This window comes from Pseudomonas sp. B21-019 (assembly GCF_024749225.1).
Classification (GTDB): Bacteria; Pseudomonadota; Gammaproteobacteria; order Pseudomonadales; family Pseudomonadaceae; genus Aquipseudomonas.
The window spans coordinates 2,991,648-3,006,550 of sequence record NZ_CP087193.1 but is presented as its reverse complement, the minus strand read 5'-3'; the positions used below and the strand labels follow the sequence as shown (position 1 = coordinate 3,006,550).

The following is a 14,903-nucleotide window of genomic DNA, read 5'->3' as shown; positions in this document are numbered from 1 at the left end:
GCTGAATGCGCTAGCCGTTAATATTTTTCCTCTTAATGGATTCAGGAGCGCATATGAAAGGTGCAATCATTGGCCATGTCACAGCCACCGTAAAAGATGGTCCGGACTATAACAGCAACGAATTCCATCAATTCTACAAAGACCCTTCAGCAGATCAATGGGTTGCACATTCGGCTGATCGCAAAGACCAGGAAAATTCAACTCTCATATCTTTTTTCTTCCCCGACAGCGGCGAAACCTCTTACACGATCAGCGACCCCCCTAGCAATGCGGTTGCGAGTGCATCGTATGCAATCGCCTCTCCGGCGGGTTATAGACCTTTTATCGCAACATCAGGCGAGTTGACCAACATCGAACTCGATCTGGCGAACCAGACTGTAAGTTTTGACTTCCACTTCATCGCAGAGTCCGGAGAGAAAAAAGTTATGGTCAGCGAGGGAAAGTGCCAATATGAAAACATCAGCACCTCCCTTTCGACTGCTACCGGCACTTTCACGGCAGCACTTACAGGTGGCACTTACAATCAATACAATGCCAATCAATTTCTGTTCGAAGCGCGTCCAGCAAATCCGGTTATCGGCCCAAACTTCCCACATTGGCAAGCCTGGTCTCAGACCTATTCCTTTGATGTGCCTAACCGCCCACTGGATACCGTCAAGATCTTGATCGCCCGCGACCTCGGGCCTGGCACTTATGACCTGGCCGAGTTCAAAGAAAAAATCCGCGTAAGTTACGATGAGATTTATCCGGCTGCAGCAGGTTACCCGGCAGAAAGTGGCAAGCTGATTGTAGAGTCAGTCCCTGAAGAGAGCGCAACGCAAGGTGTGTTCAAGGGCCGCCTGGACTTTACCAGTGAGAAAGACTCCAACGGCGTCCGCATTCAGTTTGAAAACGGGGAGTTCACATTCGACAGCACAAACAAGGCGTCCTGACGCATGTGATCTATCTTTGTTTCTCCTGAACGGCAACGCTTGCTGCGTTACTCACACCAGGGCTATGGTGCTGCAAAGCCCCTGACCGTGAGTCTCCATGCCCTTCCTCGCCCGCACCCACCCTCGCCTGTCCGCCGCCACCACCCTTGGCGTCGCGGCAGGCATTCTGGCTCCGGCCGATTCGATCCTCGGCAAAATCCTCATCGGCTGGAACGCCGGGGTCTGGACCTATCTGGCACTGATCATCTGGCTGACCATGCGCTCCAAAGCCGACGACGTGAAACGCATTGCCGAAGTCGAGGACGAAAACGCCGGGCTGGTGCTGTTCACCGTGAGCATGGCGGCACTGGCCAGCCTCGCGGCCATCACCCTCCAACTGGCGGGCAGCAAAGATCTGGACACCTATCACCGGCTGTTGCACTACGGCTTCACCGGCATGACCGTGATCGGCTCGTGGCTGTTGATCGGGGTGATCTTCAGCGTGCATTACGCCCGGTTGTATTACACCTGGGAAGGCAAGGAACCTGCGCTGCGATTTGCCGAAGGGCTGACAACCCCCAATTACTGGGACTTCCTGTACTTCTCGTTCACCATCGGCGTAGCGGTGCAGACGGCGGATGTCGGCGTGGCCACGCGGGAATTGCGCAAGATCGTGCTGGCGCAATCGTTGATCGGGTTTGTGTTCAACACGGCGATATTGGGGTTTTCCATCAACATTGCCGCCGGTTTGTTCAGCTGACGACCGCACCCTGCTCTGCTCAGCCTGGATACCCGCGTTTTGTGCCTGCACGCTGAGGCCCCATTCACAGATTTTGATAGCTGTAACCTGTCAGGTTTGACAGTTTACAACCCGTCAGGAAAGCGCTTCCATGGTCCATCCAGAGTTAGGGTCGGACGGCCTTTGGATACTTCCTTTTAGTGAACGGAGATCCTATTCATGAACGCTGTAATCAAACGAATCAGCTTTGCCGATGGCAACTATGTTACTGCGAAGGCTTACGCCAACACTGGTCCATCCTTCGAGGATTTCAGTGCCACTTCCCGACTGATAGACCATGTAAAAGTCGGTACTGAAAAACTTGGCGCCTTAAAGATTACTGCCGTTGATCGACCCGCTTCGGATACTAAAGCCAAAAGCTATCCAGCACGTGAAATTATCTTCATCCTCCCCGAGGGCTGCCCGGTCGGCACATATGAGATCAAAAGCCGTCCCGATGTTGCACTCAGCTTTAAAGACGACACCGCGGTAAGTGAAGCCATTTCAGGCTATATCGAAATCGAACCGGCTGTCGACAACGCTAACGTCAAAGCCACGTTCAAGGTGGACGTAGAGAATGCCGACGGAACTAAATGTCAGCTCGATGGCAAGCTTCAAGTTTTGAAACAATAATCGCTGTGTAAACCTTATTCAGGACGGGACACACATTCAAAATAAAGGGAAGCCAGCGCTTCCCTTTTTCATTCGCGTCAGAACTTGTAATGCGCCCCCATGTTCACGCCAAAGTCCTTGGTAACGCCATCGCCCTTGCTGGTGTCCAGTTCCGCGTGTAGCTGCCAGCGGTCATTGAGGGTCCAGGATGCTCCGGCGGCAACCTCCAACCGGCTACCGGACAAGTCATTGTTGAATTTATTGTCATTGACGCGCACTTCATTGGTCTTCACGAACTCATGAACGCCAGCAACACGCACATGAGGTTGCAGGACGCTGCCGTCAGACAGCGTCATGCCACGTCCCAGCGTTACACCCGCCTTGCCGAGCATGGAACGAGTGGTGTCGGCGTCGGCCTTCAGGCCATTGTCCAGACTGAAGTCCTTGCCCTGCACGGAGGCTGCCTGCCATTGGGTGAACACCTCTGCGTAATAGCCGTCCTTGAAGGCGATGCGCTTGCCGAACTCGACCGACGCACTGGCTCCCAGATTGTTGTAGTTGCCTTTGGTTTTGGTGTTGTCGCTCAGTGCCACACTGGCTTCATTGCGGAAGTGATTGAGCTTGGCCACCGTATCCAGGTAATAGCCACTATCACCCAGCCAAGTGCCATAAACGCCGAGGGATGTACTGTCGATTTCACCGGAGCTGCCACGGCTCAGATCGAGATCGGATTTGCTGTAACCGGCAAACACACCCAGCAACACGCGCTCGCCCGCGATCTCCACCGGGGTATCGACCCCCATCGACAACCCGTACTGGCGCTGGCTGTAGCCGTTCCCGTAGGCATTGTTGCTGATGCTGTACCGACTGCCGAAAGACCGGACCCATCCGCCGGTTTGCTCGCCATCGTCACGTAGATCGCCCATCCGGTTGTTCAATAGAACCATTTCGCCGTAGATCACCGTAGGCGCCGTCCCGGCAATCGCCAATATCGAGCGGGTCGGTGTGCTGACGACTTCCTTGTCGGGCTGCAAGTACCAGTCATTCCCGTCCTTCACCAGCGTATAGGTGAACGCCCCGACATCGACCCGGTTGTTGACGAGGCTGAACTGCGCGTTTGAAGCAACGCTCTGCACCACCTTGATCGAAGAATCATTGACCGGATCAGGGCCCGAACTGCTAACCAGCAACTGATGATTGCCGGCAGCGCTTGCAGTGATATTCAGCAGATCACTGATGCGCTGGTTGAAATCGGTACCCATCCTGAATGTACCGTTGCCCGCCAGGTTGGCCACGTTCAGTTGAAAATATTCCTGATGGGTGCCTAAACGGACTCCGCCACCATTGCTGAGTGTGAGGTTGTTCACCGACTGGCTGCCGGTCATCTGCCAGAGCGCCTGATTATTGATGGCGAAATTGGCGACGTTGTTCACTTGCCCCGTCAGGCTCGCCCCGTTATCCAGTGTCAAGCCAGAAGCACTGCCCGTCGCAGCGTTGACGTTGCCGGTCATGATGCTCTGGTTGTTGATGGACACGCTGGCGACATTGTCCAGGTTACCGGTCAGTGTCGAACCATTATCAAGCGCGACACTTGAAGCACCCAGCACATTACCGGTCATGCGTGCCTTATTATTCAACACGGCGGTCGTGACGTTTTGCAGGTCCCCGGTCAACGATGCATTGTTCTGCAGCGTGACGTTGGCGGAACTGCCGGAAACCACCGTTACATTACCGGTCAATGCGCTGTTATCCACGAGGAAACCGGCCGAGGCGCCTTGCCTGACTTCCAGCAACGTATTGTTGCCTGAGACCAGGTTCGAGCCATTACGCACTTCGATGTTGGCCACGGTCGGAAAGTTCGGCGCGTTGATGCCGACCACCAACGCCGACCCGGTCTTGCCTTCGACACGGGTACCGTCCAGAACGATGGTGGTTGGAATGACCGTCGATACTTGCGTGTCGGTGCCCACCGTCACGCCATTGAGGCCGCCGGTGATCGTACTTCCGGTGGCCGACAGTGAACCCTCCAGCATCCGAATCCCGAAACTGGTGGCACCAGTCCCTTCAACAGTGGAGTTTTGCAGATTGAGGACACTGAACCGGTTGCCCGCCATACCTCCCTGCAAACCTCGAACGACAGACCCATTGCGCAATGTCACATTCGAACCACCGACGCTGGCGACGTTTCGTACCGCGGAGATGCCGATGCCGGTGTCACTGGTGACGCTCGAGTTGTCCAGGTTGGCGCTGGCGTTGGTCAGGAAAATACCTGAAGTCGTTGCGGCGCTGACGTTTGAGCCAGTCAAGTTGAACACACCACCGGCAGCACTGGTCATCTGCAGTGTTGTGGCATTGGTGGCGTTCAACGTAGCGTTGGTTTGAAGCTGCCAGGTTTCCAGGGGCGTCGTGGCGTCGATGGCTTGAGTGGTGCCCGCCGGAACAGTGGCAGCCTGAGTCATCGATGAATTCATCAGAAAAGGCATCAGGGTTGCTACCCAGAAGCTGATCGATGTTTTCAAATACGGGAATTGCGACTTTGGCAACATAGTTGAGTCCTACTCGATTGCATTCCTTCAGGAATGATTTTCCGACTCAAACGGTGCACGAGCCGGACTAAAGCGGCCGCCAGACTACGGATAACTTCCCCAGGGATATGTAGGATCAATCTCCGCCTTCGTACGATTTATCCCCTTGTCTTGTAAGCTCGTACGGATCTGACTTCGCCTCCTTGGATGAGGACGACAATTGCTGTCGCCCTTATCCTGGGAAGTTTCATTCGAAGCGCTGCTGATCCGCTATCAAGGACGGTTCTGCTCGCAATACACCAGGCTCGAATTCAAGAGCGCCACGGGGACGATGACCTCGGAAGTGATTCCGTTGACCGTATACGCGATGCGCGCAAAACGGGTAGCAGGTCGCTGACCCGGGCCGGGGCTTGGCAGCTGGATCGTCCTGATGGCGTTGTAGTCCCTCAGGTTGAATTCCAGCACTCCGGTCGCTGGCATAGTTTCCGTAGCCATGATCCGAGTGCCGGGAATTGCAGCCCCACCCACCGTGTTGGTGACCCGGCCCTCAAATTCCAGGTTCACTGTTGCGCCTGCAGGGATATTGGGATCGCGCAGGATCCTGATCCGCAGGCCGCGCACCGCGTAAGGCGGCATTGGCCCATTCGGCGCAGAGGGATGATCCAGGCTCGGACAGTTGATGGCGGTCACGGCACGTTCCGGTATCAGGGTCCCGGTGGGAGTTCTGAATGCGGAAACAATGATCTGTGGCGGTGGCAGATTGATCACGATGGCTGTCACGTTGACCGGGGTCACAGGTGTCTGCGTCATCGGGTTCGCGCTGCCAGGGTATTCAATGGTGATGTAGGCTTCTCGCGCCGTTGGACCACTGCCGTTGCCTTCGGCCTGGATCGTGGCCCACGGCAATGGCGTGTCGACCGTCGTCTGGCCAACCTGCACGCCCACCGGGTTACCCACTTGCCTGCCCTGGTAGAAGAACCTCACAATTTCACGCCCTGTCAACGGCCGATTCGGATCCGTCCACAAAGGCCAGGTCATGATGGCGTCGAGGCCTGCCTGTAACGGGCCGAGCGTGTTGGGGGCGGGTGCCGGAGTGCCTGCGCCCTGAATCACCACAGGCGGGATGTTGGGGTTGAGCAGATCTGGCAGGTTCGGTTGCTCAGGCCCGGCGTACGAGAAGTCGAGAACGCAAAATTGCTGCGGCGTCGAAACCGGATTGGTTGGAATCGTAGGGCGACTCAGTTCGTACCAGTACTCACACTGCACGTCACTCTGTCCGTTGGGGTCTCCAAAGACTTGCGCCCAGAAGTCGTATTCAATCACGAACCTCAATGGACCTGGTGTGCCGGCAGCTGGAATTTGCTGTTCAGGCAGATCGTAGACATTACCGTTCGAATCGGAGATGTGCGGAATGATCCGGTCACCCGGAAGCGAGTTGAGCGGGAAATCGATTTCCATCACGACTCTGGAAGGAGGAGGTGCCACCGTCGCAAAAGTGATGGGCGTTTGCCCGTTGGAGCCGGTGACCGGGATCCTTGGCACTTCCAGTATCGGGGCGGCGGCTCTTACCCGACTGAACAGCAACGTGATGGCCGAGTTGTTGCTGATATTTCCTGGCGCATCCTTGAGGTTATAGGAATAAAAATTCGGACCATCATTCAACCCTCGCAGCATGGCCAGAGAGATGTTGATGACCCCGCCAACCGGCAGCGGAAAATCGATGATAGAGACTCCCCTATCGTCGCCCTGCATTCCTGTGAATGTTGTTTGCGTAGAAATATAGAAACTGACGAGATCAAGTAACGCTTCGAATTTTGTATAGCCGGTAGGAATGGTCAAATTGATACCGCCGGCGTTGGCGGGATCCGTCAGCCAGGCGTCGTCAATCCTCAAAGGCAAGCCAGTTTGGCTGATCAACACAGGCCGTGCGCCGGTGCCGTTGCCGGTACCGGGTTGGCGCTGGTAAGGCGCTGTCAGATCGACCTCGAACTCAAGAGGTGGAGCAGATATATCGGAGTTGCCGTTGCCGTCATAAATAATGAATGTCGCGCCGTATTCTGCGTATTCGCCGTTCATATCAAACTTGTCGACCAGTTGGTCGAGTGCAGCTCCAATCACGTTAAAATCGATCGGAAACGTCCAGTCCGCTCCTGGCTGACTGGCTTTCAACAACTCCAAAACCATCCATGTCGGGTCGAATTCTATGGGCGTGACCCCTTTCGGGTGCACGTGAAGTTCGATTCTGTGAGCGCCCACATCCGATTTGTCATCGACATCGGCCAATTGAAATGTGACCCGTCTGTCGACTTTCAGTTGTTGATAGGGAATTCGGCCATCAGGCAACACACCGACAATTGTCGGAGGCAAGGCAAGGACACCACCAGATTTAACCTGCATATTCATGTTCGTATGCTCCATGGATGAGTTAATCGTTGAACCATCAACGTTGTGTCCCAATGAAAAATCTCGCGACTCCTGACTGCATGTTCCTGGGATTGACGTTTTGCCAGCGTTTGTGTGATCTACAACAGTTGAACTTGAGACTCCTTGAGTTATGGGGCCGCAAGGCGGGCTCCCCGATACGCCCCGGTCGATCTTTACCAGGCCCGAGGTCGATCTACCGAGAGCGACACCATTTCGAAAATGCGTGTAATCAGCGAGTGCCGATGCGTTGATGACCATCGGCTTGATATGCTTTTCGTATTTGTCGCTCTCGAGCCTGAAGTCGAAGCCCTGCACTGAGCCGGCTTCCTGCCCCGTCAATGTTTTGCGCAAGCTCAGCGCCGTGCCCGGGATGGCGTTACCGCTGCCGTTAAGGCTGCTGAAGCCTTTCCAGTTCAACTCCAACACATCGTTTGCAAGGAACCGCCCCGGTTGTGCCGGGACACGCACTATCACCGCCACCCACAATGCGGGCGACGATCTGCAATTGAGATAACCCCACAATGTCGCACTCGGAAAAGTCGGCGCCTTCAGGTTGACCGGGACCAGGCGTTTGAGGATGAACACCTGCGGCACCGAGTCATCCCTGTTGTCGTTATCTCCAGACGTCACCCTGTAGGTCAGTGTGATGTCACCTATCAGTTGCAGGAACTGCGAGGGCAAGTGGATTGAGGTCGGAAATACCACCGGGACGGGAAAAAGGTTGTTGTAAAAACGAGTGTCGGACGTTGCCCCAGGCTCTCGAATCCAGATCTCCAGCAAATCACTCTTGCCCGGCTCGAGCGAAGGTGCGGGCCAAGGGGGAATTCGCAGTGTCACGCCATTGAGGTGCGCGTCTGGCGGAAGCACCGTGTCGGCACCGACACCATCAATGCTTAATGGCGCGGCGAGTATTCCGATGGGTGTTGTCGTGCTCATCCGCCGTTCTCCAGAGGCCTTGAAAACCCTTTGCTTCGGGAGAAATTAAACGCAGTAATCGCGATCTCGCCTACTGTCAGATCTGACAGGTTTAACTACCGCTGGTCGGAATACTCCGGTCCTGTCGTCGGGTTCAGATCGTTTCAAGCTTGACGAGCCGATGGGTTATGCGGTTATCTGAAACCGGTTTCAGACCTGCGGTCGCACCTGAATAATTCCAATAAGAAGGCTGTCTATCCGTGAACGACTTCTCCGCCGCCCAACGCAGCCGCGTCACCATGCTCGACGTCGCCGAACACGCCGGCGTCTCCAAGGCCAGCGTCTCGCGCTTCATCGGCGACGACCGCGCCCTGCTCTCCGATGCCACGGCCCTGCGCATCGAGCAGGCGATTGCCGAACTCGGTTACCGCCCTAACCAGATGGCCCGCGGCCTGAAACGTGGGCGCACGCGTCTGATCGGCATGTTGGTGGCCGATATCCGAAACCCTTATTCGATTGCCGTGATGCATGGTGTGGAAACCGCCTGCCGTCGGCACGGCTACAGCCTGGTGGTGTGCAACACCGATCGCGATGACGAGCAGGAGCGTCAGCACCTGGCGTTGCTGCGCTCGTACAACATCGAAGGCTTGATCGTGAACACCCTCGGCCACCACGTGGATGAGTTGCGCGAATTGCAGCGAGAAATGCCCATGGTGCTGGTGGATCGCAAGGTCGAGCAGTTCGATAGCGATCTGGTGGGGCTGGACAATCCCGCCGCCGTCGAGATCGCCGTGGCCCACCTTGAAGAGCGCGGTTATCGCGATGTGCTGATGGTGACGGAGCCGTTTGACGGCACCAGTTCACGGATCGAGCGGGTCAGCAGTTTCAAGGCGCAGATACAGCAACGCCCTGCTTTAACGGGCGTGGTAGTTGAGACTGGCAGCGAACTGACCTCGCAGCTGAAAACCTTCCTGAACACTCCCGGCGCTGGGCCGAAAGCGCTGTTCTGTGCCAATGGTATCGCCGCGCTGGCCGGCACCCATGCGTTGCGTGAGTTGCAGTGCAACCTGTTCGAGGACGTCGGGCTGATCGCCCTGGATGATCTGGATTGGTATCCGTTGGTGGGCAGCGGGATTACCGCCCTCGCCCAGCCGACCGAGGACATTGGCGCGAGTGCGTTTGAGTGCTTGCTCAAGCGTTTGCGTGGGGATGACGGGCCGGTGCGGACCCTGGATTTTCCGGCGAGATTGATCGTGCGTGGGTCGACCCTTGGGCATTTTCGGTGACTGAAAGAACGGCACATCAACCACCGATATTTCTTTGAACATTTTTTTGAGCAGAAATGAAACCGGTTTCAGAGGTGATAACAATGAACAAACCACCCGTTTCCATCAGCCTGTCCAGCTACGGCGCCGAGCTTGTGCGCCAACGTGGCCAAGGCAGTTTTGTCGAAGTACTGGCCGCTGCCGGTGCCACGCACATCGAATGGCGCGAAGAGCTGCTGACCCTCGAAGACCCGGCGCAATTGGCCGATGCCACGCAATCCCGGGGCCTGGAAAGCGTGTATTCCTCGCCGCTGGAGTTGTGGCTGGCCGGGCAATCGGCGCCCAACCCGGAACTGCTCTCGACCCTGAAACGCGCCGAGGCATTCGGCGCTAAATGGCTGAAGGTCTCCCTGGGTTATTTCACCGACAACAACGACCTGCAAACACTGGCGCTTGTGTTGCAACAGAGCCCGGTTCAGTTGTTGGTGGAAAACGACCAGACCTTGCACGGCGGCCGCATCGAACCGTTCCAGCGTTTCTTCGCCGCCGTCGAACAGCACAACCTGCCGATCAAAATGACCTTCGATATCGGCAACTGGCAATGGCAGGACCAGTCCGCCGCCAGCGCCGCGCGGTTGCTCGGTCGGCACGTCGGCTACGTGCACTGCAAAGCAGTGGCGCGTCGGGTCGACGGCAAACTGGTGGCGCTACCACCGGCGGCCAGTGACTTGCATCTGTGGCAACAATTGCTGCGGCACATGCCCCAAAACGTGATGCGCGCGGTGGAATATCCGCTGCAAGGCGATGACCTGGTGCAACTGACCTCCGAGCACGTCGCCACCCTCGCCCGCCTCGGCCAATCCCGTCTGGAGCCCGCGCATGTCTGAGATCGAGATTCTGTCGTTCGGCGAAACCATGGCGATGTTCGTTGCCGAGCAGAACGGTGAACTGGCCGACGTCGGCCACTTCCACAAGCGCATTGCCGGGGCCGACAGCAACGTTGCCATTGGCCTGTCGCGATTGGGCTTTAACGTCGCCTGGCTGAGCCGGGTGGGCGCCGATTCTCTCGGCCGGTTTGTCATCGATACGCTGAAGAAAGAAGGCCTGGATTGCAGCCACGTCGACATCGACCCGGCGCACCCCACCGGGTTTCAACTCAAATCCCGCACCGATGACGGCAGCGATCCGCTGGTCGAGTATTTCCGTCGCGGTTCGGCGGCCAGTCATTTGTCGGTGCAGTCGATTGCGCCACAACTGCTCAAGGCCCGGCACTTGCACGCCACCGGCATTCCCCCGGCGCTATCCGCGTCGGCCCGGGAAATGTCTTTCGAACTGATGACCCGCATGCGCGATGCCGGACGCAGCGTGTCGTTCGACCCCAACCTGCGCCCGAGCCTGTGGGCCAACGAACAACAGATGATCAGCGAGATCAACCGCCTCGCCGCCCTCGCCCATTGGGTACTGCCGGGTTTGAGCGAAGGACGGTTGCTGACCCGTTTCGAAGACCCCGCCGACATCGCGGCGTTTTACCTCGACCAGGGCGCCGAAGCCGTGGCGATCAAACTTGGCCCGCACGGCGCGTATTACCGCACGCATCTGGATGAAGGTTTCGTTGCAGGCGTACCCGTGGCAACCGTGGTCGATACGGTCGGTGCCGGTGACGGGTTTGCCGTCGGCCTGATCAGCGCCCTGCTGGAGAACTACAGCGTTGCCCAAGCCGTGCAGCGTGCCAACTGGATCGGCAGCCGCGCGGTGCAGAGCCGTGGGGATATGGAGGGGTTGCCCACCCGAGCCGAAATGGATGCCGAATTTGAGGCCGCTGACACTGATCGTTCCGACGCAGAGCGTGGGAACGAGATATCACTGAAGATTTAAACCGTTACCTGCTGCGACAAAAACAACAAGCTCAGGAGCATCACTATGAAAACCGCAACACTGGCCACCCGCCGCTGGTGGTACATCATGCCCATCGTGTTCATTACCTACAGCCTGGCGTATCTGGACCGCGCCAACTACGGGTTTGCCGCCGCCTCCGGGATGGCCAAGGACCTGATGATCACCCCTGGGCTATCTTCACTGCTCGGCGCACTGTTCTTCCTCGGCTATTTCTTCTTCCAGATTCCAGGCGCGATCTACGCCCAGAAGCACAGCGTGAAAAAGCTGATTTTCGTCAGCCTGATTCTCTGGGGCGCCCTGGCGACATTGACCGGGATCGTCTCCAACGCCTACTGGCTGATCGTCATTCGTTTCATGCTCGGGGTGGTTGAAGCTGCGGTGATGCCGGCGATGCTGGTGTACCTGTGCCACTGGTTCACCCGTGCCGAACGCTCGCGCGCCAATACCTTCCTGATCCTCGGCAACCCGGTGACCATGCTCTGGATGTCGGTGGTCTCGGGCTACCTGATCCAGCATTTCAGCTGGCGCTGGATGTTCATCATCGAGGGTTTGCCGGCGGTGTTGTGGGCGTTTATCTGGTGGCGTCTGGCCGATGACCGTCCGGCTCAGGCCAAGTGGCTCAACGACCAGGAAAAGCAGGACCTGGAAAGCGCCCTGGCCGCCGAACAGGTCGGTATCAAAGCGGTGAAAAACTACGCTGAAGCCTTTCGCTCGCCGAAGGTGATCATCCTCGCCTTGCAGTTCTTCTGCTGGAGCATTGGCGTCTACGGTTTCGTGCTGTGGCTGCCATCGATCCTCAAGGCCGGCGCGCAAATGGACATGATCGAAGCCGGCTGGCTGTCGGCGTTGCCCTACTTGGCGGCAGTGATCGGCATGCTGCTGGTGTCCTGGGGCTCGGACAAACTGCAAAAGCGCAAACGCTTCGTCTGGCCACCGCTGCTGATCGCCTCGATCGCGTTCTACGGTTCCTACGCGCTGGGCGCGGAACATTTCTGGTGGTCCTACACCCTGCTGGTGATTGCCGGTGCCTGCATGTACGCCCCGTACGGGCCGTTCTTCGCCATCGTTCCGGAAATCCTCCCGGCCAACGTGGCCGGTGGTGCCATGGCGTTGATCAACAGCATGGGCGCGCTCGGTTCGTTTGGCGGCTCGTATCTGGTCGGTTACCTGAACAGCTCCACCGGATCGCCCGGTGCGTCTTATCTGCTGATGAGCGGCGCGTTGCTGGTGTCGGTGGTGCTGACGATTTTCCTCAAGCCCGGCGCCAGTGACCGGGTCGTGGCCAAAGCCGCCGCGCCCCGGCCGGTGGCGGCTCATTCCTGAATGGATGTTGATATGAAAAAGCAGGTTGTGCTGTACAAGAAACTCTCGCCGCTGCTGATGGCGCGCTTGCATGAGCAGACCGAGGTGACGCTGATCGACAGCCTCGACGCCGAAGGCCTGGCCAAGCTGCGCCAGGCCCTGCCCCGCGCCCAAGGGTTGCTTGGCGCCAGTCTGAAACTGGACGCCGGGTTGCTGGACCTTGCGCCAAACCTGGAAGCGATTGCCAGCGTGTCCGTCGGCGTCGACAACTACGACATCGACTACCTGACCGAGCGGCGGATCCTGCTCAGCAACACCCCCGATGTGTTGACCGAGACCACCGCCGACACCGGTTTCGCGCTGATCCTGGCCACCGCCCGACGCGTGGTGGAACTGGCGAACATGGTTCGCGCCGGCCAGTGGAACCGCAACATTGGCCCGGCGCATTTCGGCAGCGATGTGCATGGCAAGACGCTGGGCATCATCGGCATGGGGCGGATTGGCGAGGCGTTGGCGCAGCGTGGGCATTTCGGTTTTGGCATGCCGGTTGTGTATCACAGCCATTCGCCGAAACCGGCGGTGGAGCAGCGCTTCAATGCGCAATACCGCAGCCTGACCGAGTTGTTGCAGCAGGCCGATTTCATTTGCCTGACCTTGCCGCTGACCGCTGAAACCGAAAAGCTGATCGGCGCCAGGGAGTTCGCCTTGATGCGCCCGCAGAGCATCTTCATCAATATTTCGCGGGGTAAGGTGGTGGACGAAGCGGCGTTGATCGAGGCGTTGCAGCAGAACCGGATTCGCGCTGCCGGGCTGGATGTGTTCGAGCGCGAACCGCTGCGCCATGACTCGCCGCTGTTGCAGTTGAACAACGTGGTGGCGACGCCGCATATCGGCTCGGCGACCCATGAGACGCGGGAGGCTATGGCGACTTGTGCGGTCGAAAATTTGTTGGCGGCGTTGGCGGGAGATCGGCCGGTGAATCTGGTGAATACCGGAGCGTGGAAGGGTTAAGGGATTGATCGTTCCCATGCTCGCGTGGGAACGATCATGAAATGGCTCGATCAGGCCCGTCGCATCTGCAGCAAATCCGCCGCACAGGACGCAATTCGCCGACACGCTTCCGCCAGCTTCACCTGGTCCACCACCAGCCCGATGCGTATGTGCCCCGCCGCACTCGGCCCGAAGGCTTCGCCGGCCAGCACCGACACGCCATAACCTTCCAGCAGCCGCTCGGCAAAATCCTGGGCGCCGAGCCCGGTCTGGCGCACATCGAGCATCACAAACATCCCGCCATCGGGCTTGATCGGCCGGATACCGGGGCAACCGCTCAACCTCGCGCACACAAGATCGCGTCGCTGGCGATACTCCTCACGCATCAGCGCCACTTCCGGCAAGTCCCTATCAAGTGCTGCCTGCGCGGCTTTCTGGACGAAATCCGGAATGCCGAACAGCATGCACAACGACAGATGCATCACATGATCGGCCAGAGGTTTCGGGCCGATCATCCAGCCTACCCGCCAGCCAGTCATGGCATGGGATTTGGACAAGCTGTTAAGGGTCGCCGTGCGCTCGGCCATGCCCGGCAAACTGGCCGGGCTGATGTGCTCGCCCTCATACAACAGGTCGCTGTAGACCTCATCGCTGATCAGCCAGAGGTCATGTTGCACACACAGCGCCGCCAGTTCCTGCCAGCTTTTCAAGGAAAGGCTGGCGCCGGAGGGATTGTTCGGACTGTTGAGCAGAATGACCCGGGTTTTAGCGGTGATCAGCGCCGCGACGTCCGCCGGCTCGACCCGAAAGCCATTCTCCGGGCGCACCGCCACCGGCACCACACTTGCACCGCAAGCGCCGAACACACCTTCATAGGTCACATACATCGGTTCGGCGATGATCACTTCGTCACCCGGGTCGAGCAGGCACTGGGCAACCGAATACACCGCGCACTGCGCGCCGGGCAACACGATCACATGATCGGCATCCACCTCCTGGCCGCAGCGCTGCTGGTGACGGCTGGCGATGCTGCTGCGCAGCGTGCGGCTGCCGCGTACATCCGAATAATGGGTGTCGCCGGCCAGCAGGCTGTCGATCGCCGCGTGGACGATCGGCAACGGCGTATCGAAATCCGGGTCGCCGACCGACAGCAACAGCACGTCGACGCCCTGCTCGCGCAATTCCAGCGCTCGATCGTGAATCTTCCAGGCTGCCGCTCCATCACCGTCGATTCGTTGGGTCAAGGCTGAATAGCGCATGTACTTCTCCTAACGCGCGAGTTCCA

General features: G+C 58.1%; 11 protein-coding genes. 8 read left to right on the top strand and 3 right to left on the bottom strand.

Features of this window, described 5'->3' with window-relative positions; all coding sequences use genetic code 11:
* Positions 1 to 53 precede the first annotated feature (53 nt).
* The 3 genes from LOY36_RS13505 to LOY36_RS13495 all read left to right on the top strand — a co-directional run bounded on the left by LOY36_RS13505 (position 54) and on the right by LOY36_RS13495 (position 2,322).
* A complete protein-coding gene (locus tag LOY36_RS13505; RefSeq protein ID WP_258674000.1) occupies positions 54 to 932 on the top strand; it encodes a hypothetical protein in 879 nt (292 codons plus the stop codon).
* A 97-nt stretch (positions 933 to 1,029) separates the two neighbouring features.
* The gene (locus LOY36_RS13500) at positions 1,030 to 1,671 is read left to right on the top strand and encodes a DUF1345 domain-containing protein (RefSeq protein ID WP_258673998.1); all 642 of its coding nucleotides are present in this window, start codon (positions 1,030 to 1,032) and stop codon (positions 1,669 to 1,671) included.
* Between the two features lie 198 nt (positions 1,672 to 1,869).
* The gene (locus LOY36_RS13495) at positions 1,870 to 2,322 is read left to right on the top strand and encodes a hypothetical protein (protein WP_258673996.1); all 453 of its coding nucleotides are present in this window, start codon (positions 1,870 to 1,872) and stop codon (positions 2,320 to 2,322) included.
* Positions 2,323 to 2,399: 77 nt separating this feature from the next.
* Here the strand turns inward: LOY36_RS13495 and LOY36_RS13490 are convergent, their stop codons facing one another.
* Entirely contained in the window at positions 2,400 to 4,760 is a 2,361-nt protein-coding gene (locus LOY36_RS13490) for an autotransporter outer membrane beta-barrel domain-containing protein (RefSeq protein ID WP_258673995.1), read from the bottom strand.
* A 339-nt stretch (positions 4,761 to 5,099) separates the two neighbouring features.
* On the bottom strand, positions 5,100 to 8,186 hold the full coding sequence (locus tag LOY36_RS13485; protein ID WP_258673994.1) for a hypothetical protein: 3,087 nt from the start codon (positions 8,184 to 8,186) through the stop codon (positions 5,100 to 5,102).
* 239 nt (positions 8,187 to 8,425) lie between these two features.
* Here LOY36_RS13485 and LOY36_RS13480 point away from each other — a divergent pair, with 239 nt between their 5' ends.
* The 5 genes from LOY36_RS13480 to LOY36_RS13460 all read left to right on the top strand — a co-directional run bounded on the left by LOY36_RS13480 (position 8,426) and on the right by LOY36_RS13460 (position 13,639).
* Complete coding sequence (locus LOY36_RS13480) at positions 8,426 to 9,451, top strand: LacI family DNA-binding transcriptional regulator (RefSeq protein WP_309475241.1); 1,026 nt, start codon at positions 8,426 to 8,428, stop codon at positions 9,449 to 9,451.
* Between the two features lie 83 nt (positions 9,452 to 9,534).
* Positions 9,535 to 10,317 (top strand): sugar phosphate isomerase/epimerase, encoded by a 783-nt coding sequence (locus LOY36_RS13475; RefSeq protein ID WP_258673993.1) that lies wholly within the window; start codon positions 9,535 to 9,537, stop codon positions 10,315 to 10,317.
* Positions 10,310 to 11,305, top strand: coding sequence for a sugar kinase (locus tag LOY36_RS13470; RefSeq protein ID WP_258673992.1), 996 nt, complete (start codon positions 10,310 to 10,312; stop codon positions 11,303 to 11,305). Before LOY36_RS13475 ends, LOY36_RS13470 begins: the two co-directional genes overlap by 8 nt.
* 45 nt (positions 11,306 to 11,350) lie before the next feature.
* Entirely contained in the window at positions 11,351 to 12,649 is a 1,299-nt protein-coding gene (locus LOY36_RS13465) for an MFS transporter (protein WP_019578820.1), read from the top strand.
* Between the two features lie 12 nt (positions 12,650 to 12,661).
* The gene (locus LOY36_RS13460) at positions 12,662 to 13,639 is read left to right on the top strand and encodes a D-glycerate dehydrogenase (protein ID WP_019649634.1); all 978 of its coding nucleotides are present in this window, start codon (positions 12,662 to 12,664) and stop codon (positions 13,637 to 13,639) included.
* 50 nt (positions 13,640 to 13,689) lie between these two features.
* On the opposite strand, the gene LOY36_RS13455 is transcribed toward LOY36_RS13460, so the two are convergent.
* Positions 13,690 to 14,877 carry a pyridoxal phosphate-dependent aminotransferase gene (locus LOY36_RS13455; RefSeq protein ID WP_258673991.1) on the bottom strand — a complete coding sequence of 396 codons (1,188 nt, stop codon included), beginning with the start codon at positions 14,875 to 14,877 and terminating at the stop codon, positions 13,690 to 13,692.
* Positions 14,878 to 14,903 lie beyond the last annotated feature (26 nt).